The sequence below is a fragment of the Streptomyces sp. NPDC052040 genome, assembly GCF_044548405.1.
Taxonomy (GTDB): Bacteria; Actinomycetota; Actinomycetes; order Streptomycetales; family Streptomycetaceae; genus Streptomyces.
This window is the reverse complement of sequence record NZ_JBIUBV010000011.1, coordinates 39,076-57,048: the sequence shown is the minus strand read 5'-3', so window position 1 is coordinate 57,048 and position 17,973 is coordinate 39,076. Positions and strand designations below refer to the sequence as shown.

The 17,973-nt window shown below is 72.1% G+C and carries 16 protein-coding genes, 1 tRNA gene and 1 pseudogene; 6 read left to right on the top strand and 12 right to left on the bottom strand.

Features of this window, described 5'->3' with window-relative positions:
• Positions 1-62 precede the first annotated feature (62 nt).
• Together ACIHAA_RS21805 and ACIHAA_RS21800 are read right to left on the bottom strand one after the other, a co-directional pair.
• The gene (locus ACIHAA_RS21805; RefSeq protein WP_399819588.1) at positions 63-2,591 is read right to left on the bottom strand and encodes an ABC transporter permease; all 2,529 of its coding nucleotides are present in this window, start codon (positions 2,589-2,591) and stop codon (positions 63-65) included.
• Between the two features lie 71 nt (positions 2,592-2,662).
• Positions 2,663-3,433, bottom strand: a complete 771-nt coding sequence (locus ACIHAA_RS21800; protein WP_399819586.1) for an ABC transporter ATP-binding protein — start codon at positions 3,431-3,433, stop codon at positions 2,663-2,665.
• A gap of 451 nt (positions 3,434-3,884) precedes the next feature.
• Here ACIHAA_RS21800 and ACIHAA_RS21795 point away from each other — a divergent pair.
• Both ACIHAA_RS21795 and ACIHAA_RS21790 read left to right on the top strand, forming a co-directional pair.
• A tRNA-Leu gene (locus ACIHAA_RS21795) sits at positions 3,885-3,967 on the top strand.
• Positions 3,968-4,542: 575 nt separating this feature from the next.
• The gene (locus tag ACIHAA_RS21790; RefSeq protein ID WP_399819583.1) at positions 4,543-5,430 is read left to right on the top strand and encodes a Bax inhibitor-1/YccA family protein; all 888 of its coding nucleotides are present in this window, start codon (positions 4,543-4,545) and stop codon (positions 5,428-5,430) included.
• Positions 5,431-5,517: 87 nt separating this feature from the next.
• Here ACIHAA_RS21790 and ACIHAA_RS21785 read toward each other — a convergent pair whose 3' ends face one another.
• Complete coding sequence (locus tag ACIHAA_RS21785) at positions 5,518-5,745, bottom strand: DUF4287 domain-containing protein (RefSeq protein WP_399819580.1); 228 nt, start codon at positions 5,743-5,745, stop codon at positions 5,518-5,520.
• A 101-nt stretch (positions 5,746-5,846) separates the two neighbouring features.
• Here ACIHAA_RS21785 and ACIHAA_RS21780 point away from each other — a divergent pair, with 101 nt between their 5' ends.
• Positions 5,847-6,158 (top strand): hypothetical protein, encoded by a 312-nt coding sequence (locus tag ACIHAA_RS21780; RefSeq protein ID WP_399819578.1) that lies wholly within the window; start codon positions 5,847-5,849, stop codon positions 6,156-6,158.
• A 330-nt stretch (positions 6,159-6,488) separates the two neighbouring features.
• Here ACIHAA_RS21780 and ACIHAA_RS21775 read toward each other — a convergent pair whose 3' ends face one another.
• The 3 genes from ACIHAA_RS21775 to ACIHAA_RS21765 all read right to left on the bottom strand — a co-directional run bounded on the left by ACIHAA_RS21775 (position 6,489) and on the right by ACIHAA_RS21765 (position 9,977).
• On the bottom strand, positions 6,489-7,301 hold the full coding sequence (locus ACIHAA_RS21775) for a hypothetical protein (protein WP_399819858.1): 813 nt from the start codon (positions 7,299-7,301) through the stop codon (positions 6,489-6,491).
• Between the two features lie 287 nt (positions 7,302-7,588).
• Positions 7,589-8,809: an acetyl-CoA C-acetyltransferase gene (locus ACIHAA_RS21770; protein WP_399819576.1), complete on the bottom strand. Its 1,221-nt coding sequence runs from the start codon at positions 8,807-8,809 to the stop codon at positions 7,589-7,591.
• Between the two features lie 133 nt (positions 8,810-8,942).
• Positions 8,943-9,977, bottom strand: coding sequence for an SGNH/GDSL hydrolase family protein (locus ACIHAA_RS21765; RefSeq protein WP_399819574.1), 1,035 nt, complete (start codon positions 9,975-9,977; stop codon positions 8,943-8,945).
• Between the two features lie 176 nt (positions 9,978-10,153).
• Here ACIHAA_RS21765 and ACIHAA_RS21760 point away from each other — a divergent pair, with 176 nt between their 5' ends.
• Positions 10,154-11,542, top strand: coding sequence for a cystathionine beta-synthase (locus tag ACIHAA_RS21760; protein WP_399819572.1), 1,389 nt, complete (start codon positions 10,154-10,156; stop codon positions 11,540-11,542).
• A 455-nt stretch (positions 11,543-11,997) separates the two neighbouring features.
• Here the strand turns inward: ACIHAA_RS21760 and ACIHAA_RS21755 are convergent, their stop codons facing one another.
• Complete coding sequence (locus ACIHAA_RS21755; RefSeq protein WP_399819570.1) at positions 11,998-12,432, bottom strand: hypothetical protein; 435 nt, start codon at positions 12,430-12,432, stop codon at positions 11,998-12,000.
• A 10-nt stretch (positions 12,433-12,442) separates the two neighbouring features.
• Positions 12,443-13,168: a carbonic anhydrase gene (locus ACIHAA_RS21750; RefSeq protein ID WP_399819568.1), complete on the bottom strand. Its 726-nt coding sequence runs from the start codon at positions 13,166-13,168 to the stop codon at positions 12,443-12,445.
• A gap of 314 nt (positions 13,169-13,482) precedes the next feature.
• Between ACIHAA_RS21750 and ACIHAA_RS21745 the strand changes: the two genes are divergently transcribed.
• Together ACIHAA_RS21745 and ACIHAA_RS21740 are read left to right on the top strand one after the other, a co-directional pair.
• Positions 13,483-14,325 carry a MurR/RpiR family transcriptional regulator gene (locus ACIHAA_RS21745; RefSeq protein WP_399819566.1) on the top strand — a complete coding sequence of 281 codons (843 nt, stop codon included), beginning with the start codon at positions 13,483-13,485 and terminating at the stop codon, positions 14,323-14,325.
• Positions 14,326-14,470: 145 nt separating this feature from the next.
• On the top strand, positions 14,471-15,064 hold the full coding sequence (locus ACIHAA_RS21740) for a hypothetical protein (protein WP_399819564.1): 594 nt from the start codon (positions 14,471-14,473) through the stop codon (positions 15,062-15,064).
• A 19-nt stretch (positions 15,065-15,083) separates the two neighbouring features.
• On the opposite strand, the gene ACIHAA_RS21735 is transcribed toward ACIHAA_RS21740, so the two are convergent.
• From ACIHAA_RS21735 to ACIHAA_RS21720, 4 genes and pseudogenes are all read right to left on the bottom strand, one after another.
• Positions 15,084-15,458: a hypothetical protein gene (locus ACIHAA_RS21735; RefSeq protein ID WP_399819562.1), complete on the bottom strand. Its 375-nt coding sequence runs from the start codon at positions 15,456-15,458 to the stop codon at positions 15,084-15,086.
• A gap of 16 nt (positions 15,459-15,474) precedes the next feature.
• Positions 15,475-15,993, bottom strand: coding sequence for a roadblock/LC7 domain-containing protein (locus tag ACIHAA_RS21730; RefSeq protein WP_399819560.1), 519 nt, complete (start codon positions 15,991-15,993; stop codon positions 15,475-15,477).
• Positions 15,994-16,708: 715 nt separating this feature from the next.
• A pseudogene (locus ACIHAA_RS21725) lies at positions 16,709-17,458 on the bottom strand (hypothetical protein); the annotation flags it as partial.
• The gene (locus tag ACIHAA_RS21720) at positions 17,455-17,853 is read right to left on the bottom strand and encodes a hypothetical protein (protein ID WP_399819558.1); all 399 of its coding nucleotides are present in this window, start codon (positions 17,851-17,853) and stop codon (positions 17,455-17,457) included. The gene ACIHAA_RS21720 and the pseudogene ACIHAA_RS21725, both read right to left, overlap by 4 nt.
• Between the last annotated feature and the right edge of the window lie 120 nt (positions 17,854-17,973).

The following is a 17,973-nucleotide window of genomic DNA, read 5'->3' as shown; positions in this document are numbered from 1 at the left end:
GCGCGCAGACGGCGAAGGGGCCCGTTCCCTCTGCGGAACGGGCCCCTTCGCGACGGCTGCCGCTACTCCGACTTGATCGCCGCCAGCATGTTCAGCCGGGCCGCGCGCCGGGCGGGCCACAGCGCCGCCAGCACGCCGACCACCCCGGCCAGCAGCAGGAAGACGGCCATCCGGCCCCAGGGCAGGACCAGTTCGTACGTCGAGATGCTGGTGCCGAGCAGTTCACCGGCCGCCCAGCCGAAGAACACACCAAGGCCGATGCCGAGCACCCCGCCGAACAGCGAGATGACCAGGGACTCCAGCCGGACCATCCGCTTGATGCCCTTGCGGTCCAGGCCGATGGCGCGCAGCATGCCGATCTCCTGGGACCGCTCGAACACCGACATGGCCAGGGTGTTGACCACCCCGAGGACGGCGACGATCACCGCCATGGCCAGCAGGCCGTAGAGCATGTTCAGCATCAGGGTGAAGAGCTGCGCGATGCCGTTGGAGATGTCCTGCTTGTCCTGGACCTTGATGGCCGGGTTGTCGCCGAGCGCCTTCGCCAGCCCGTTCTTGGCCGAGTCGGTGGCGCCGCCCGCGGTCTTCACCATGACCTGCATGTCCGCCGGGTCGCTCTGGTGCGGGGCGAGCGTGGCGGTGTCCAGCATGATCCCGCGCATCATCTCGGTCCGCTGGTAGACACCGGCGACCGTCAGCTGCTGCTTGCGGCCGTCCTCGTAGGAGACCGTGAACCGGGAGCCCGTCGTCCAGTGGTGGGACGTGGCCGTCTCGTTGTCCACGACGACCTGGCTGCCGCCGACCTTGAAGGTGCCCTTGTCGAGGGTGAGGGCGGTCAGCTTGCCGATGGTGGCGCCGTTGACGCCGGTCACGTACTCGGTCTCGCCCTCGATGCGGGTCGGTGCCTGGCGCACCGGGCTGACCGCGGTGACCCCGTCGGCCGTGCGGAGCGTCTTCTCGACATCGGGCGACAGCTCGTGCCCGTTCGCCATGGACACCACGTAGTCGGCCTTGATGGCGGAGGACGCCATCTTGTCGATCGCGTGCTGGAGACTGCCCGCCATCACCGTCAGACCGGTGATCAGGGTCAGGCCGATCATCAGGGCCGAGGCGGTGGCCGCGGTGCGGCGCGGGTTGCGGACCGAGTTCTGCCGGGCCAGCTTCCCGGAGATCCCGAAGACCCGCAGCAGGGGCGCGGCGGCCGCGATCAGCGGGCGGGACAGCAGCGGGGTGAGCACGAAGACGCCGATGACCAGGAGGACCGCGCCGATGCCCATCGGGCCCTGGCCGTCCGAGCTGCTCAGGGTGGTGGCGTAGAGCACGGTGGCGACGCCGGACCCGGCGAGCAGGGCGCCAAGGGTGTTCCGTACGACCAGCGACCGGGTGGTGGCCTTGGCGTGGACGCTGCTCATCGCAGCGACCGGCGGGATCTTCGCGGCGCGGCGGCCCGGCAGCCAGGCGGCGAGCATCGTGATCAGGATGCCGACGGCGAGAGCCGCGAGCACCGTGCCCGGGGAGACGACCAGCGGCCCGTCCGGTACGTTCCCGCCCAGGCTGCTGGTCAGCGCGCGCAGCCCGGCGCCGATGCCGATGCCGGCCACCAGACCGGTGACGGCCGCGACCGCGCCGACCACGAACGCCTCGATGAGCACGGACCGGGTGACCTGGCGGCGGGAGGCGCCGACCGCGCGCAGCAGCGCCAGCTCCTTGGTGCGCTGGGCGACCAGCATGGTGAAGGTGTTGGCGATGATGAAGGTGCCGACGAACAGCGCGATGCCCGCGAAGACCAGCAGGGTGGTGCGCATGCTGCTGGTCGCGTCCGCGATCTGCCGGGCCTGGTCGTCGGCGAGCTGCTTGCCGGTGACCGTGGACGCGGTGTCCTTCGGCAGGATCCCGTCGAGGGCGTTGCGCAGCGCGGTCTGGCTGGTGCCGGGGGCCGCCTGCACGTCGATCTCGTCGTAGGCGCCTTCCTTGTGGAACAGGCGCTGGGCGGTCGGGGTGTCGAAGAGGGCCAGGCTGCCACCGGCGGCCACATTGCCGTCGTCGGTGGTGAAGATGCCGGTGATCCTCGGGGTCAGCACCGGGCCGTCGATCGACAGCCGCACGGTGTCGCCCACCTTGTATCCGGCGCGCGCGGCGGTCTTGGAGTCGAGGAGGATCTCGTTCTGACCCTGGGGAGCGTGCCCGTTGACGATCGGGTACCGGGGGTCGCCGGCCTTCCCGTAGTTGCCGCCCTGCGACTGGAAGCCGTCGCCGAGGAGCTTGCCGTGCTTGTCGGCGATGGCGGTGAAGCCGCTGACGACGCCGACGGCCGACTTGGCGCCCTGGACGCGGGTGGCCTTGTCGAGCAGGGCCTGGGTGAGCTGCGGCTCCTTGCCGACGGTGTCGCCGGTGTCCTGGCGGCCCTCGGGCCGGATGGCCACGTCGACCTGGTCGAAGCCCTTGGCGGAACTCTTCTGGTAGGCGTCCGAGAGGGTGTTGGTGAAAACCAGGGTGCCCGACACGAAGGCGACGCCGAGCATCACGGCGAGGACGGTCATGAGCAGCCTGGCTTTGTGCGCGAGCACATTGCGCAGGGCGGTACGGAACATTTGTCTTCCAGGGCTGGGGCGGGAGGGTGGACGGCCGTTCGGGCCGAGGGGACCGGGGCGGGGCAGGGCCCTCAGCTGGTGCGGCCCTTGGCGTCGAACTGCTTCATGCGGTCCAGCACCGCGTCCGCGGTCGGCTCGTGCAGCTCGTCCACGATCCGGCCGTCCGCCAGGAAGACGACCCGGTCCGCGTAGGCGGCCGCCACCGGGTCGTGGGTGACCATCACCACCGTCTGCCCCAGCTCCCGCACGGAGTTGCGCAGAAAGCCCAGGACCTCCGCGCCCGAGCGCGAGTCCAGGTTTCCGGTGGGCTCGTCACCGAAGATGATCTCCGGCTTGGAGGCCAGCGCCCGCGCCACCGCGACGCGCTGCTGCTGGCCGCCGGACAGCTGTGCGGGCCGGTGGCCCAGCCGTCCCGAGAGGCCGACCATCTGGATCACGATGTCCAGCCATTCCTTGTCCGCCTTGCGGCCCGCGATGTCCATCGGGAGGGTGATGTTCTCCAGCGCGGTCAGGGTCGGCAGCAGGTTGAACGCCTGGAAGATGAAGCCGATCTTGTCCCGGCGGAGCCTGGTGAGCTGCTTGTCCTTCAGCGAGCCCAGTTCGACGTCGCCGATGCGCACGGAACCCGAGGAGAAGGAGTCCAGGCCCGCGACACAGTGCATGAGCGTCGACTTGCCGGAGCCCGAGGGGCCCATGATGGCCGTGAACTGGCCCTGCTGGAAGTCGACGGACACCCGGTCCAGGGCCACCACCTGGGTTTCGCCCTGCCCGTAGACCTTCGACAGGTCCGTGGCGCGGGCGGCCACCGTGGTGGTCCGGTCGGCGAGAGGTGTGCTGGTCACGGGCGGGTGCTCCTGTCGGGACGACGACGTTCGAGGGGACGTCTTCCATCGTGGCGGCCCATTACTCCCCCGGAGTCAGCCGCTGTTCCCGTTCCCGGGACAGCCTCGAGTCGGACCGGGTCCGCTCGTCTCATACCTGGGGATGAGAAGCACCCCTGAGAAGCGCCCCTGAGAGTGTCCGGAGAGCGTCCGGAGAGCGACCGGTTCGAAAAGCGGTTGATCAGCCGTTTCAGAGGGCTCTGGATGCCCTCCTTCAGGGCGGTGAAATTCCGTCATTCCGCATACACGGCCCACGGCCGCCCGAAAGGCTATTGGCAAGTGCGGATGGCTCGTACCGCGTGCTGATGCACCCTCAGACCTCAATAAAATAAGACAACATCGCATCGTGCACCCCCTGTTGGGGGGACGGGTCCCGATAGGCTCGGAACGCTCGATGCGGAGCCCATGGCCTGCCCGGATGGTGGAATGCAGACACGGCGAGCTTAAACCTCGCTGCCCCTCGCGGGCGTACCGGTTCAAGTCCGGTTCCGGGCACCTTCGCCGACACTGTGCCGACCGGCAAACGGCGGGTTCGGGGCCCTCGGTTTCGTGCTCGCGGTAACGCGGGGGGAACGCCGGGGGTCGAGCCTGCTTCCGGGGAGTGTCCGCCGCGCGGAACAACGGCCGACGGTGAAGTGCAACCTCCATTTTCCGGGCCTGTGCCGTGGGTGCCGTCAAAGCCTTTCGTATCGGCCTGCCGGGAATGGACCGGGGCGCGGCCTCGATGCCCCCGCTCCGTCCCTAGCTCGAACACGTGTACCTATGTGGTGCCGGTCCTCACCGGTGGGCTCCGGTGTTGTCCGGTGCCGTCCGGAGCTCCGCGCCGCCCTCCCGGGTGGTGCGCCGCCATCGTGTGCCGCCCGTACGGGTGAGGGAAGGTTCCCGGCAGGTTGCGACTCTGTTCCGAGCCGGTCATGACCCGGCCCCGCCGAGTGCGGGGAATCACGCAGGTGCGTAGCGTGTTGCGCGCACGGACGAGGGAAAGATCCTCCCCAAGCAGTAGGGTCAGTCCTTTGCCTACCTATTACTCTTGAGCCCAAGGCCACGCAGGGTGGCCATGGAGGAGTGCAATGAGGAGCAGCAACCCGGTCTTCTCGCGACGGGGGTTCAGCCGCGACAACGGCTACGCGGGCTTCAACGCCGCGCCGCAGGCCGGGGGAGCCGCCGTCGGCACGCAGGGCAACCCGTACGCGCAGAACCCGTACGCGGGCGGCAACCCCTACGCGCAGAACCCGTACCCACAGCAGACGCAGTACGGCGCACCGCCGCAGGCCCCGGCCTCCACCGGCCGGATGACGATGGACGACGTCGTCATGCGCTCGGCGATGACGCTCGGCACGGTCGCCGTCGGCGCGATCCTCTCCTGGGCGCTGCTGCCGGTCTCGGCCACCAGCTACGGCCTCGCGGTCGGCTCCGCCCTGATCGCGTTCGTGCTGGCGATGGTGCAGTCCTTCAAGCGGACGCCGTCGCCCGCCCTGATCCTGGGGTACGCCGCCTTCGAGGGCGTCTTCCTGGGTGTCATCAGCGAGATGTACAACGCGCGCTGGTCCGGCGCGCCCTTCCAGGCGGTCCTGGGCACCATGGCGGTGTCCGGCGCGACCCTGCTCGTCTACAAGGCGGGCTGGGTCCGGGTCACCGCGCGCTACGCCCGCATCGGCATGGCCATCGCCATCGCCTTCGTCCTGGTGATGGCGGTCAATCTGCTGCTGGTCGCCTTCGGGGCCGCCCCCGACGGCGGGCTGCGCAGCATGGGCCCGCTGGGCGCGCTCGTCGGCATCATCGCGATTCTGCTCGGCGCGTTCTTCCTGACCCTCGACTTCAAGCAGATCGAGGACGGCATCGCCTACGGCGCGCCGCGTGAGGAAGCCTGGCTGGCCGCGTTCGGCCTGACCATGACCCTGGTCTGGATCTACGTCGAGATGCTGCGGCTGGTCGCCATCTTCAGCAGTAACGACTGACGGCCGGCCGCCGGAGCGGCCGTCGTGCCGAAGGGCCCGCGAACCACGGTTCGCGGGCCCTTCGCTGTCCGGTGGGTCGGCGCGCGCTCAGGCGAGCTTGCGGGCCGCCCTTCTCAGGTCGTACTCATGGATGATCGCCTTGGCGTGGCCATAGGCGAGATTGTGCTCATGTCGCAGCCAGGTGACCTTCTCCTCGAAGCAGAGCGAGGGGCCTTCGTCGACGGCGCGAAGCCAGTCGGAAACTTCACGACCGGTGCAGTGCGGGATGCGGGCGAGCAGATTGCGATGGGTCTCTTCGGAGAAGACTTGGGACATCGGCGCCTCCGGACGCATTCGATGAAGCCGGTCCTTCAGGTCACCGTGCCTGAGTGTTCGCCTGTTGGCAACAGTCCCGCCGCGACGCGTAGTCTCGCGGCGTGCTTGATACGACGGCTTTGACCCAGGCAGTGGATCACTTCGCCGACCGGCTGCGGGCCGCCCCCCAGAGCCGGCTGCAACGCAGCGCCGCGGCCGAGGCGCTCGGCCTGGCGCGGGAGTTGGCGCGCCGCGCCCAGCTGCTGGAGGATCCCTCGGCCGAGCCCCGCGACATGCCGGACGCGGGCATGTTCGCCGTCGCCGACCAGATCACCGTCGCCGCACACGATCTCGCCGTCGCGCTGACGGACGAGGAGCAGCTCGCCGGGGCGGTGGCCCTGGTGAAGGAGGCCCAGCAGCGGGCCGGGGTCTGACCGGAATACGCACACGGCGGGGCGCCGGTACAGGCATGGCGGGGCCGTCGGTAGGTGTACGGCGACGCGTCGGTACGGGCATGGCGGGGCGTCGGTACCCACACGGTGGGGCCGTCGGTACGTGTACCGCGGGCCGGGGTGCGCACGCCGCGGTGTGCAGCCATGGTTCGCGGTCGCCGGGACGGGGCTGTGGCTCAGCGGCCGTCGGGCCGCGAGCGCGGCTCTGCGCGGGCCCTGCGACGGCCCGGCGGGCGGGAGGGAGTCCGGCGGGCCGGGAGGCGGCCCTGAGGTGGCTCGGCGGGCCGGGGTGCGTCCCGGCGGGGCCGTCGGTTACAGGGTCGCGATGACCCGGTCCGCCAGGATGTAGACGCTCTCGTCGCCGCACTCGAACGTCAGCGCGTACGCGCCCGAGACGCCCGAGCCGCCGAGCAGGATCGGGGCGTGGCCCGCGTCCAGGGCCGCGTTCAGCCGCTCCGCGGTCTCCCGGTGGCCCGGGGTCATGCACAGCGTCGTACCGTCCGCGAAGACATAGACGTCCAGGGTGCCCAGCGGGCCCGGCCGCACATCGGCCAGTACGGTCCGGTCCGCGGCCAGTTCCTCCAGGCGCGCGACCGTCCGCTCGTGGTCGCCCACGACGGGCGACGGGACGAAGTCGGGATGGGAGGGGTGCCGACGGCGGGCGGCGGCCAACTCGGGGGAGTCCCCCGCGAGGCCCTCCTCCGGGGAGCCGTTCTGGGCGAACTCGCTCTTCTCGTACGAGGTTTCCGCCACCGGCTCCAGGCTGTCGTGCTCCAGCCCCGCGAAGTCCGACTGGCGGGGCAGGAGCAGCTCGGTGTCGGTCAGGCCGAACAGCGTGGGGGCGTCGGCGACGTCCCGCGCCTCCTGAGCGGCCCAGAAGGCACGCGCCTCGGCCAGTTCACGTTCCCGCTCCTCGGCGAGAGCCTCGGCCACGGCGCTGCGTATCTCCTCCGCGTCCGCGCCGGAGCGGGCCGCGGGCACCGGGCCGGGCGCCGGTGCGGTGCGGCTCGCGGCGAGTTCGCCGCGCAGGGACGCGACCTGTCGGCGCAGCGTCCGCACGCCGCACAGGACGGCGACGCCCACGCCCGCGGTGGCGGTCGTGGTGAGCAGCAGGGCAATCGGCATGGCGCTCACTGACGTACTCCCGGTTCATGGTCGGCCCCGGACTTCCTACATCAGCTTGAAGGGTGGACTAACCAGCTGTCAGTGCGTAACGTCACGAAACGGACAGGAATCGGGTGTGAGGACCACCCCCGGCAGCCATCCTGACCTGCATCGACCCTCGCCGGAGGGAGATAGGTCACATCCTGGGGGAGATTGCATCACAGAACGGCCCGGGGCCCTGAAAAGGGACTCCGGGCCGTTCTGTGCGCGCCGCGGGAGGAGCGGAGGGACGCGAGGACGCGCGCGGGTCAGCTCAGGCGCTCGATGACCATCGCCATGCCCTGGCCGCCACCGACGCACATCGTCTCCAGGCCGAACTGCTTGTCGTGCCACTGGAGCGAGTTGATCAGCGTGGTGGTGATGCGCGCACCGGTCATGCCGAAGGGGTGGCCCACGGCGATCGCGCCGCCGTTGACGTTCAGCTTGTCCAGCGGGATGCCCAGATCGCGGTAGGAGGGGATCACCTGGGCGGCGAACGCCTCGTTGATCTCGACGAGGTCGATGTCGCCGATGCCGAGACCCGCGCGCCGGAGCGCCTGCTTGCTGGCCTCCACGGGGCCGTATCCCATGATCTCGGGGGAGAGTCCGGAGACGCCGGTGGAGACGATCCGGGCGAGCGGGGTCAGCCCCAGCTCCCGGGCCTTGGTGTCGCTCATGATGACCAGGGCGGCGGCACCGTCGTTGAGGGGGCAGCAGTTTCCGGCGGTGACACGGCCGTCGGGGCGGAAGACGGGCTTGAGTCCCGCCACGCCCTCCATGGTCACGCCCGCCCGCGGGCCGTCGTCCTTGCTGACGACCGTTCCGTCGGGGAGGGTCACCGGGGTGATCTCCCGCTCCCAGAAGCCCTTGGCGATGGCTTGCTCGGCGAGGTTCTGCGAGCGGACGCCGAACTCGTCCATCGCCTCGCGGGTGACGCCCTTCAGCCGCGCGAGGTTCTCGGCGGTCTGGCCCATCGCGATGTACGGGTCGGGGAAGAGGCCGTCCTCGCGCGGGTCGTGCCAGTCGGCGCCCTCGGACTCCGCGACGGCGACGGTGCGGGCCTCGGCCTCGGCGAAGAGCGGGTTGTGCGTGTCGGGCAGGCCGTCGGAGGTGCCCTTGACGCTGCGGCTGACCGTCTCCACGCCCGCGGAGATGAAGACGTCGCCCTCACCGGCCTTGATGGCGTGCAGGGCCATGCGGGAGGTCTGGAGGGAGGAGGAGCAGTACCGGGTGACGGTGCAGCCCGGGAGGTGGTCCATGCCCATCTGCACGGCGACGATCCGGCCGAGGTTGTGACCCTGCTCGCCGCCCGGGAGGCCGCAGCCCAGCATCAGGTCGTCGATGTCCTTCGGGTCCAGTCCGGGGACCTTGTCCAGGGCGGCCTGGATGATCGTGGCGGTGAGGTCGTCCGGGCGGAGGTCCTTCAGGGAGCCCTTGAAGGCGCGTCCGATCGGGGAGCGGGCGGTCGAGACGATGACGGCTTCGGGCATCACGGCTCCAGTGCACGAGAGAAGGCAAGGCTGTGGGGGAAGTTACCCGTACGTACGGTGGAGGTCACGGGCTGTGGAGTGTGACGCGGACCGCACTTTTCTAAGCGCTTGCTTTTTTGGTGGGCGGCGCCGGTCAGGGCAGGGGCTCGCGTTCGGTGGCCGGGCTGGCGTCCGGGGTCGGCAGGCGCCGCCGACGACGGCGCTTGAGGAGGGCCCAGGGGCCCCGGGGGCCCGTCGGCAGGGCCGCCGTGACCTCGGTGCCCGCCTCCGAGGCCGCCTCCGCCGCCGCGCGGGCCACCGGCAGGAAGCCCTCCCGGCGGGACGCGTCCGGGCGCTCCTCCTCGGCGGGCCACAGGCCCAGGGCCGCGCAGACCGTCGGCAGGACCGCCATGGCCGCCGTGGCGTAGCCCTCGGCCGACGGGTGGTAGTTGTCGGGCCCGAACAGCTCGCGCGGGTTCTCCTCGAACTCCGGGCCCAGCAGGTCTCCGAGCGAGACCGTGCGGCCGCCCTGCTCGACGACGCCGATGGTCTGCGCCGCGGCCAGCTGCCGGGAGGCCCGGCGGGCCAGCCAGCGCAGCGGCTGCTGCACCGGCTCGAGGGTGCCGAGGTCGGGGCAGGTGCCCACCACGACCTCCGCGCCCGCGGTGCGCAGCCTCCGCACGGCGGCCGACAGATGGCGCACCGAGCGGGTCGGCGGCATGCGGTGCGTCACATCGTTGGCGCCGACCATGATCACGCAGATGTCGGGAACCGGGCCCGGCCCCGCCAGTGCCAGCGCCACCTGGCGGTCGAGGTCGTCGGAGCGCGCTCCGGGAAGGGCGATCACCCTCAGCTCCACCGGGCGTTCCGCCACCGCCGCGAGCCCCGAGGCCAGCAGCGCGCCCGGGGTCTGCCGGAAGCGGCGCACTCCCTGGCCCGCGGCCGTGGAGTCACCGAGCATCGTCAGCCGCAGCGGCGGCCCGTCCAGACCGGCGTATCCGCGCCCGTAGAGGCCGTTCGCGCGCGGCGGCTGGGGGCTGTGCCCGTTGGCCACATGGCGTCTGGCCAGCTGCGCCTCGGCCAGGAGCAGACCGGCCGCGGCCACTCCGGCCAGGCCGATTCCGCCGCCGCCGTACGCCGCGCCCGCCGCGATGCGCCGGGCCACTCTCGCCCTCGACATGCTCGACATGCGTAGCCGCCACCTCCTCGTAGCCGTACACCCACTGCTTGCCCCGTACACACCGTTGTCCAATCTCAACGGGGTGTGATCCCGGGAGTGAGCCAGTGCCGACCGTCGCGGCGCGGGAGCGCTTACGCTGGCGGCACCACCACGACCACTTCCTTTGCAAGCAACCGGAGACAACGGTGCAATTCCACGACTCGATGATCAGCCTGGTCGGCAACACCCCGCTGCTCAGGCTCAACCGCGTGACCGACGGCATCCAGGCGACCGTCCTCGCGAAGGTCGAGTACTTCAACCCGGGCGGATCCGTGAAGGACCGGATCGCCCTGCGCATGATCGAGGCGGCCGAGCAGAGCGGCGAACTCCAGCCGGGAGGCACGATCGTGGAGCCGACCAGCGGCAACACGGGCGTCGGCCTGGCGATCGTGGCCCAGCAGAAGGGCTACAAGTGCATTTTCGTGTGCCCCGACAAGGTCTCCACCGACAAGATCAACGTGCTGCGGGCCTACGGCGCCGAGGTGGTCGTGTGCCCGACCGCCGTGGACCCGGAGCACCCGGACTCGTACTACAACGTCTCCGACCGGCTGGTCCGTGAGACCCCCGGCGCCTGGAAGCCGGACCAGTACTCCAACCCCAACAACCCCCTGTCGCACTATCACTCCACGGGTCCCGAGCTGTGGGAGCAGACGGAGGGGAAGATCACCCACTTCGTCGCGGGCGTCGGCACCGGGGGCACGATCTCCGGTACCGGGCGCTATCTGAAGGAGGCCAGCGACGGCCGGGTCAAGGTCGTCGGCGCCGACCCCGAGGGCTCGGTCTACTCGGGCGGCTCCGGGCGCCCGTACCTCGTCGAGGGCGTCGGCGAGGACTTCTGGCCGACCGCCTACGACCGGACCGTCGCGGACGAGATCGTTCCCGTGTCCGACAAGGACTCCTTCCAGATGACCCGCCGTCTGGCGAAGGAGGAGGGCCTGCTCGTCGGCGGCTCCTGCGGCATGGCGGTCGTGGCGGCGCTGAAGGTCGCCGAGGGCCTGGGCCCGGACGACGTCGTGGTCGTGCTGCTGCCGGACAGCGGCCGCGGCTACCTCAGCAAGATCTTCAACGATGACTGGATGGCGGACTACGGCTTCCTCGAGGACGCCGGTCCGAGCGCCCGCGTCGGGGACGTGCTGAACGACAAGGAGGACGGCATCCCCTCCCTCGTCCACATGCACCCGGACGAGACGGTCGGCGAGGCGATCGAGGTGCTGCGCGAGTACGGCGTCTCGCAGATGCCGATCGTGAAGCCGGGCGCCGGACACCCCGATGTCATGGCGGCGGAGGTCGTGGGGTCGGTCGTCGAGCGCGAGCTGCTGGACGCGCTGTTCACCCAGCGGGCCTCGCTGGACGACCCGCTGGAGAAGCACCTGTGCCCGCCGCTGCCCCAGGTCGGCTCCGGTGAGCCGGTCGCGGACCTGATGTCCGTGCTGGGCACGGCCGACGCGGCGATCGTCCTCGTCGAGGGCAAGCCCACCGGTGTGGTCAGCCGACAGGACCTGCTGGCCTTCCTCGCCAAGGGCGGAAAGCAGTAGCCGACGCCCGGTGACGGGGGAGGGCCGCCGGGGCGAGTGTGTGACCCGTGCGGTGACACTCGGGGGCAGGGCTTCGCGGAAGTGGTACGAGCACGTCACGTTCGCGCAGCACCCGCTTAACACGCGTCCGGCACAGTGGTGGATGTCGGCAGGGCGGGAGCGGCTCCCCGCCCCGGCCGGCGACCGATACGGCGCCCAGGACCTCCGGAGCGGCTCCCGGACCTCCACGGACGCCACGGACGCGCAAGCCCGGCCCTGACCCGGCCCGCGTCCCTCGCGGGGACCGCCGTCGTCCCGCCCCCCGGCAACGGGGGTGCGGCGGTCCCCGCGCACATCGGCCCGTGGCCTCCGCGCACGTCCCCGTGGGATTTCGCCCCGGTGGCTCCGCGCCCCGGTGTCCTGCCGGTGACTTGGTCCTCCCGGCCCTCGTCCCCCAACGTCCTGCCGGTGGTGGCTCAGTCTTCCCAGCCCTCGTCCCCCTGCGTCCGGCCGCGGCGGGTGAAGAGGCCGGGACGGCTGCGGGCCGCCTGGACGGCGTTGACCCCGACGATGCCCACCCAGGCCAGCACCAGCCCCGGCAGCTGGCCGACGACGCCCCCGACCGCCGAGAGCGGTATCGCCAGCACCAGAGACATGGCGCCCAAGCCGTGGCGCTCTCCCCAGGATTCGGTCGCCCGGGGGGACTGCGCGCCGCGTGCCCTCGCCGTCTGCTGCTCGGCCAGATGTCTGCGCAGTCGGCGGTCGACCGCGCCGTCGATGTGCTGGTCGACCTTCTCCAGGAAGGATTCGATCAGCGCCGGTTCGTACTCCTCGCCCAGCTCCTTGCGGATCCGTAGGGTGGCGTCCAGCTCTTTCCCGAGGTCGGTGCCCCGCGCGTCCAGTCCGGTCATGCCAACCACGTTAGGGAGCCGGGGGGTTCGCGGCACTGGGGAAAGCCCCCCTCTTCGGGGTGGGGGCCGCCGGGAGTGCTTCGGACGACCCCTGGCCGGGCTGCCGCTCCGGTGGTTCCAGCAGGGAGACCAGACCCGCGCCGTGGTCGAACCGGGCCGCCGCCACCGTGGCCGCCCCGAAGGCCGGGTCCGCGCGGATCGCGTCGCGCACCCAGGCGGTGTGTGCCCGCACCGTGTGGTCCAGCCAGTCGCCGGGCAGCCCCCGGGTGCGCCGGGCGGCCGGGGCGATCTCGTCCACCAGCAGCCGGAGATGACCGGGCACGGGCGCGCCCGTGCGGAGATGGTCCAGCGTCGCCGCCACCGCCCCGCACCGCTCATGGCCGAGCACGAGCACCAGCGGGATGCGGAGTTCCTCGACCCCGTACTGGAGGGAGCCCAGCACCGCCTCGTCCAGGACCTGCCCGGCCGTCCCCGCGCACAGCAGATCCCCCAGCCCCTGGTCGAAGACCAGCTCGGGCGGCACCCGGGAGTCGACACAGCCCAGCACCGCCGCGAACGGGCGGGATCCGGCGTCCGCGGCGTGCTGCCGGGCCGCCTCCCCGCGCGGGTGGCGGGGCCGTCCGCAGGCGTAGCGCCGGTTGCCCGCGAGCAGTTCGGCCAGGGCGTCGTCGGCGGTGCGCGGCGCCCGGGCGGAGGGGCCGGCGGGCTTCGGAAAGGCCCTGCACTCTGTGGCCATGACGCTCCCTCAGGGGTCGTACGGCCCTCGGACGGGAGGAGCGCCGCGCTCACCGGGGGCATTGAGCGCGGCGCGTGTTCACCGTAGGCACTCGTGTGGTCACCGAGTGTGCCGGTTTAACGTCGCTTGGTGTTTTCGTCGGCGGATCATCGCCGCCGCGATACCGCGGCTTGGGCGTTCCCCGGCGCATGCGTCCGCACGCTCCGGGGCGTGCGCCGTGCGCCGGTGGATGCTTCGCCTGCATATCGCCATGCAGGATTCTTGGTGTTTGAATAGGTGGGCAACGACCCGGACCAGTTCAGGGGGAGGACGGGATGAGCGTGACCGAGGGCCCCGCGGCCCGGCTTCAGGCGCTCTTCGAGGGGCACCGGCTCACACCGACCCAGCGCCGTATCGCACACAGCATGGTGCGGCGCGCCGCCGACGTGCCCTTCCTGTCCAGCGTGGAACTGGCCGAACTCGCCGGGGTCAGCCAGCCGTCGGTGACCCGGTTCGCGGTCGCCCTCGGCTTCGACGGCTACCCCGCCCTGCGCAAGCATCTGCGTGATGTCGCGCCCGTGGAGCAGACGGCGGACCCGGCCGCGTACAACGAATACCAGCAGGCGGTCGAGGCCGAGATCGAGAATCTGCGGCATCTGGCCGAGGCGCTGGCCGATCCGGGGCCGGTGCAGCAGGCCGGGCGGATCCTCGCCGCCTCCCGCCCGCTGCTCGTGCTCGGTCTGCGTGCCGCGGCCTCCCAGGCGTACGGCTTCGCCTACTTCGCGGCCAAGGTCCATCCCGATGTACGGCTGCTGCACGAGGGCGGCACCATGCTCAACGACCGTGTCGACGCGGCCGTCCGGGCCGGTGCGCGCGCCCTGCTGTGCTTCGCGCTGCCGCGGCATCCGCGGGAGGTCCTGGACGCCCTCGCCTACGCCCAGGAGGCGGGGCTCACGGTGGTCACGGTGGCGGACTCGGCGTTCGCGCCGGTCGCCAAGGTCTCGGACCTGCTGCTGCCCGCGGCCGTCGGCACGGGGCTCGCCTTCGACACCGCCTGCGCGCCGATGCTGCTCGGCCGGGTGCTGCTGGAGGCGATGTGCGACGACCTGCCGGACGCCCAGGCGCGACTGGAGGAGTTCGACACCCGGGCGGTGTCCCGGGGGCTGTTCGTGGAGTAGCCGGGGGTAGCCGCGAGTGGCCAGGGGGCGCCCGTCCTCCCGGGGCCCGCGGGCGGGGCCTCAGGTGCGACTCAGACTCGTCTCACGTTCGCTCGTTAGCCTGCCCGCGCCCAGGACATGGGCGGTACGGGACGGGAGGCCGAGGATGGCGCGCGGAGGTCGCGGAGGTCAGGGGCTGGCACGGGTGGCCGTCGTGGTGCGGGCCGGAGCCGCACCGCTGTGGTGGCTCGGCGTGTGCGCGGCGGGCATCGGGATCCTGGTGCCCGGGGTGACGGGACGGCGGATCGGCGTCCTCGCGGGCGCGGCGCTGTTCGTCGTCGCGGCGGCGGTGGTCGCGGGTGCGCGCCGCAAGCGGTACGCGGCCCTTGCCCGCGGTGCCGCCCGGGCCGGAAAGTACGACGTGCTCCAGGACCGCCGGGTCACCGTCCGGGTCTGGCGGCACGGGCACCGCTGGTGGCTGCTCGCCGCCTTCGCGGCCGCGCTCGGCTGTTCGTTCGCGGTGCCCGCCGCCGGTGGGATGCTGCTGGCCGGGGCGGGGGCCGGGTTGTGGTTGAAGGCCGCCCGGCTCGGCCGTCGCGAGCGCGCCGACGAGTCACTGCTGTGGGTGCGCGTCGACTGGCTCGGCCGCCGTGGCGGCGCGCCCGCGGGCACCCCGGTCAAGGGCTACCGCAGCACCGGCGTCGCGGCCGGCGACGCGGCCCCGGGCGGGGCGCGCCGCCGTACCGCGGAGCTGGTGTAGCGCGGCCGGGAACCGGCGGTCAGACCTCCAGCTCCTCCTCGATCTTCTTCAACTGGTGGCGGGCCATCGCCAGATTGGCCCGCTTGCCGTCGAGGACCAGGTAGAGGAAGAGGCCGTTGCCGCCGCGGCCGGTGAGCAGCCGGATCAGGTGGTACTGGTCGGACAGTGTGATCAGGATGTCCTCGATCTGCGCCTTGAGCCCGAGGTGCTCCATGGTGCGCAGCTTGGCCCGGACGACATCGGTGTTCCCGGCCGCCGCGACCGTGAGGTCGAAGCTCTTGCTGCCGCCCATCGTGCCCAGCGCCATACCGCTGGTGTAGTCGACGAGGGCCGCCGCGGTCGCGCCCTCGATCGAGGCGAGCGCTTCTTTCAGCGTGGTTTCGGTGTTGGCCATTTCGGAGTGTGTCCTTTCAACTTTCCGTGGTGGTACGCGCGTTCGCGGCTGGACGTGGGCCCGCGGGCGGGCGCGCGGTGCGGGTCCGCAAAGGGGCGGACCTGACGGTGGCGGGAGTGGGGGTCCTGGCGGTGCGGGACCCCGGCGGCGGCTCGGCCGTGAGGGCGGCCTCGTCGATCAGTGCGCCGATACGGCTGCTCGCGCGGCGGCCCTCCAGATGCAGCCGCCCGACGTTGACGCGGTCCTCGGCGAGCAGGGTGAGGACGGCGCTGCGGCCCGCCGCGTAGGTGGCGACATAGCCGTGGACGCCGCGCACGAGTACTTCGCGGAAGTCGCCCTGCCCCGTGGCCTCCGCCAGCCGTACGGAGACGCCCAGTGCGGCGGCGGTGAGAGCGGCGACGCCCTCCGGTTCGACACCGGCGGTGTCCTCGGCGAGGACGAGTCCGTCGACGCTGGCGGCCAGGGCGCCGGTCAGCTGGGGGATACGGGTTCTCAGACGGCGGAGTTCGTCCAAGACCTCGGGCTCCGCGTCCATCAGGGGTCTCCTTTCGGCGGGGCGTTGGCGTTCGATCCGGTCAAAGGGCCTCCAGCGCATCCCTCAGCCTCTTCAGCAATGTGATGTGGGGGTCGGCGTACGGCGGCACTTCCCCGGCGGGCGCGGAGCCCGGCACCTCCCCGGCGGCCGACAGGGCCTGGGGAGAAGCGGCCGGGCCCGTGCCGTGGCCGGAGGCCGGAAGCGGGGCGGGAGCGGGAACGGGGGCAGGGGCAGGGAGGGGGACGGGGCCCGGGGTCCGGACGGGGAGCCGGGGCGGTGGAAGATCCGGTATCGGTCCTTGGCGCGGATCCGGGGCCGGAAGCGGTATCGGTCCTTGGCGCGGATCCGGCGCCGGAAGCGGTATCGGACCCTGGCCCGGATACGGCGCCGAAGGCGGGTGCGGGTGCGGGTGCGGGTACGGGTGCGGATGGGGATGCGGGTGCGGGTGCGGAGGCGGGATCGGGCTCTGAGCCTGCGCCTGGCCTTCAGCCTGCTCCGGGCCCTGAGCCTGCGCCTGGCCCGGAGCCAGGTGCGGCCCCTGAGCCGGTGGCTGCCTCTGATTCGGCGCCGGGCCCGAAGCCAGCGGTGGCCCCGGAGGCAGTGGGGGCCCCGGGATCAGCGGTGGTCCCGGGGGTAGTGGCGGGCCCGGTGGCAGCGGTGGGCCCGGGATCAGTGGTGGTCCCGGAGGCTGATCGGTTCCCGAAGCGGGCGCCGCGCCGGGGGCCTCCGGCGGTCCCTCCCCCCGGTCCGGTCGCGGACGGGCCGTGACGGCGCCCACCGCGGCCAGTCGGCGTACGTCGACCAGCGTGTGGAAGGCCGGGCGGCCCAGGGCCCGGGAGATGTCCGCCGCCGTGCGCACCCCGTCGATCCGGTCCAGCACCTCGCCCTGGCGGGAGGTGACCGCCGGGCCCGCCGGGTGGTCGGTGCGCAGCAGCGGAGCCTCGTCGATGGCCGGGTCGGGCCAGATGCGGTGCAGCAGCTCGCGGCGGCGCAGCGTCTCGCGCTCGACCCCGGCCACCGGCACCGGGTGCACGGGGCCCAGCCAGTGCGCCTCGCCGTAGCGGAAGCGGGCGGGGGCACTGCTGGGGCCCAGGACGAAGTACGCCGCGTCGTACAGCGCCCCCAGATGGCACAGCTCCAGGGCGCCTTCGCTGATCCGGCCGCTGTCGACCAGGAACCGGCCCACCCGCTGTCCGTCCCCCGCCTCGTCGACCGCCCGGCGCCAGCCGTCCGCGTCGAGCGCGCCGTGCGCGATCAGCAGGACGTCGAGGCCCGGGGTGGCGGGGCTCTCGGCGTACACCACCTCGCCGTCGGCCAGGTGGAGCAGGCCGCCCTCGCGCATCAGCACTCCGGTGGCGCGCTCGGTGGCGAGCCGGTCGAGCATGGGGGAGAGGCCGCCGCTCGGGATCCTGGTGTGCTGCCGTACGGGCAGCGGGGGCGGCGGAGGAGTCGCGACCATCGTCATCCCAGCACCAGCCGCCCGGCCATCTCGCCGAGCCGGATGCGGGCGAGGGCGAGGTTCCCCTCCGAGCGGGCGAGCCACAGATGCAGGAAGACGCTGCTGTCGAAGGTCGTGGGGACGAACCGCAGCAGGTGGTAGCTGTCCCGGTTGGAGATGATCAGGTCCTCGACCGGGCAGCCGTCGTCGGACCAGTCGGCGCCCTTCTCCGGGGCGAAGGCGCGGTGTTCGGCGGCCAGCCGGGCCAGTTCCGCGGCCTCCGCCGCGGTGGCCTCGTGGTCACCGCCGGGCGACTCCCCGACCGTGCCCAGCGCGAGCCCGCTGGTCCAGTCGACCACCGCGGCACCCCGGGCACCGGGCAGTCGCATGGCTTCCAACAGGCACTCGTCGATTCCGGGCACCGGCTCCCCTCCCGCCTCGGGTACGGCTGAGTGACCCAGACGCTACGCAACGTAGGCGCGGAGAGTGAGGCTTCCGGCATTTTCCAGTGGAACATGCGCGGGATCGCTAAAGTAGGTCAA

Bases quoted from the DNA above. Each gene is read 5' to 3' on its own strand.
- ACIHAA_RS21805 (WP_399819588.1), bottom strand. From the start codon at position 2,591: ATGTTCCGTACCGCCCTGCGCAATGTGCTCGCGCACAAAGCCAGGCTG.
- ACIHAA_RS21790 (WP_399819583.1), top strand. From the start codon at position 4,543: ATGAGGAGCAGCAACCCGGTCTTCTCGCGACGGGGGTTCAGCCGCGAC.
- ACIHAA_RS21785 (WP_399819580.1), bottom strand. From the start codon at position 5,745: ATGTCCCAAGTCTTCTCCGAAGAGACCCATCGCAATCTGCTCGCCCGC.
- ACIHAA_RS21775 (WP_399819858.1), bottom strand. From the start codon at position 7,301: ATGCCGATTGCCCTGCTGCTCACCACGACCGCCACCGCGGGCGTGGGC.
- ACIHAA_RS21770 (WP_399819576.1), bottom strand. From the start codon at position 8,809: ATGCCCGAAGCCGTCATCGTCTCGACCGCCCGCTCCCCGATCGGACGC.
- ACIHAA_RS21765 (WP_399819574.1), bottom strand. From the start codon at position 9,977: ATGTCGAGCATGTCGAGGGCGAGAGTGGCCCGGCGCATCGCGGCGGGC.
- ACIHAA_RS21755 (WP_399819570.1), bottom strand. From the start codon at position 12,432: ATGACCGGACTGGACGCGCGGGGCACCGACCTCGGGAAAGAGCTGGAC.
- ACIHAA_RS21750 (WP_399819568.1), bottom strand. From the start codon at position 13,168: ATGGCCACAGAGTGCAGGGCCTTTCCGAAGCCCGCCGGCCCCTCCGCC.
- ACIHAA_RS21745 (WP_399819566.1), top strand. From the start codon at position 13,483: ATGAGCGTGACCGAGGGCCCCGCGGCCCGGCTTCAGGCGCTCTTCGAG.
- ACIHAA_RS21740 (WP_399819564.1), top strand. From the start codon at position 14,471: ATGGCGCGCGGAGGTCGCGGAGGTCAGGGGCTGGCACGGGTGGCCGTC.
- ACIHAA_RS21735 (WP_399819562.1), bottom strand. From the start codon at position 15,458: ATGGCCAACACCGAAACCACGCTGAAAGAAGCGCTCGCCTCGATCGAG.
- ACIHAA_RS21730 (WP_399819560.1), bottom strand. From the start codon at position 15,993: ATGGACGCGGAGCCCGAGGTCTTGGACGAACTCCGCCGTCTGAGAACC.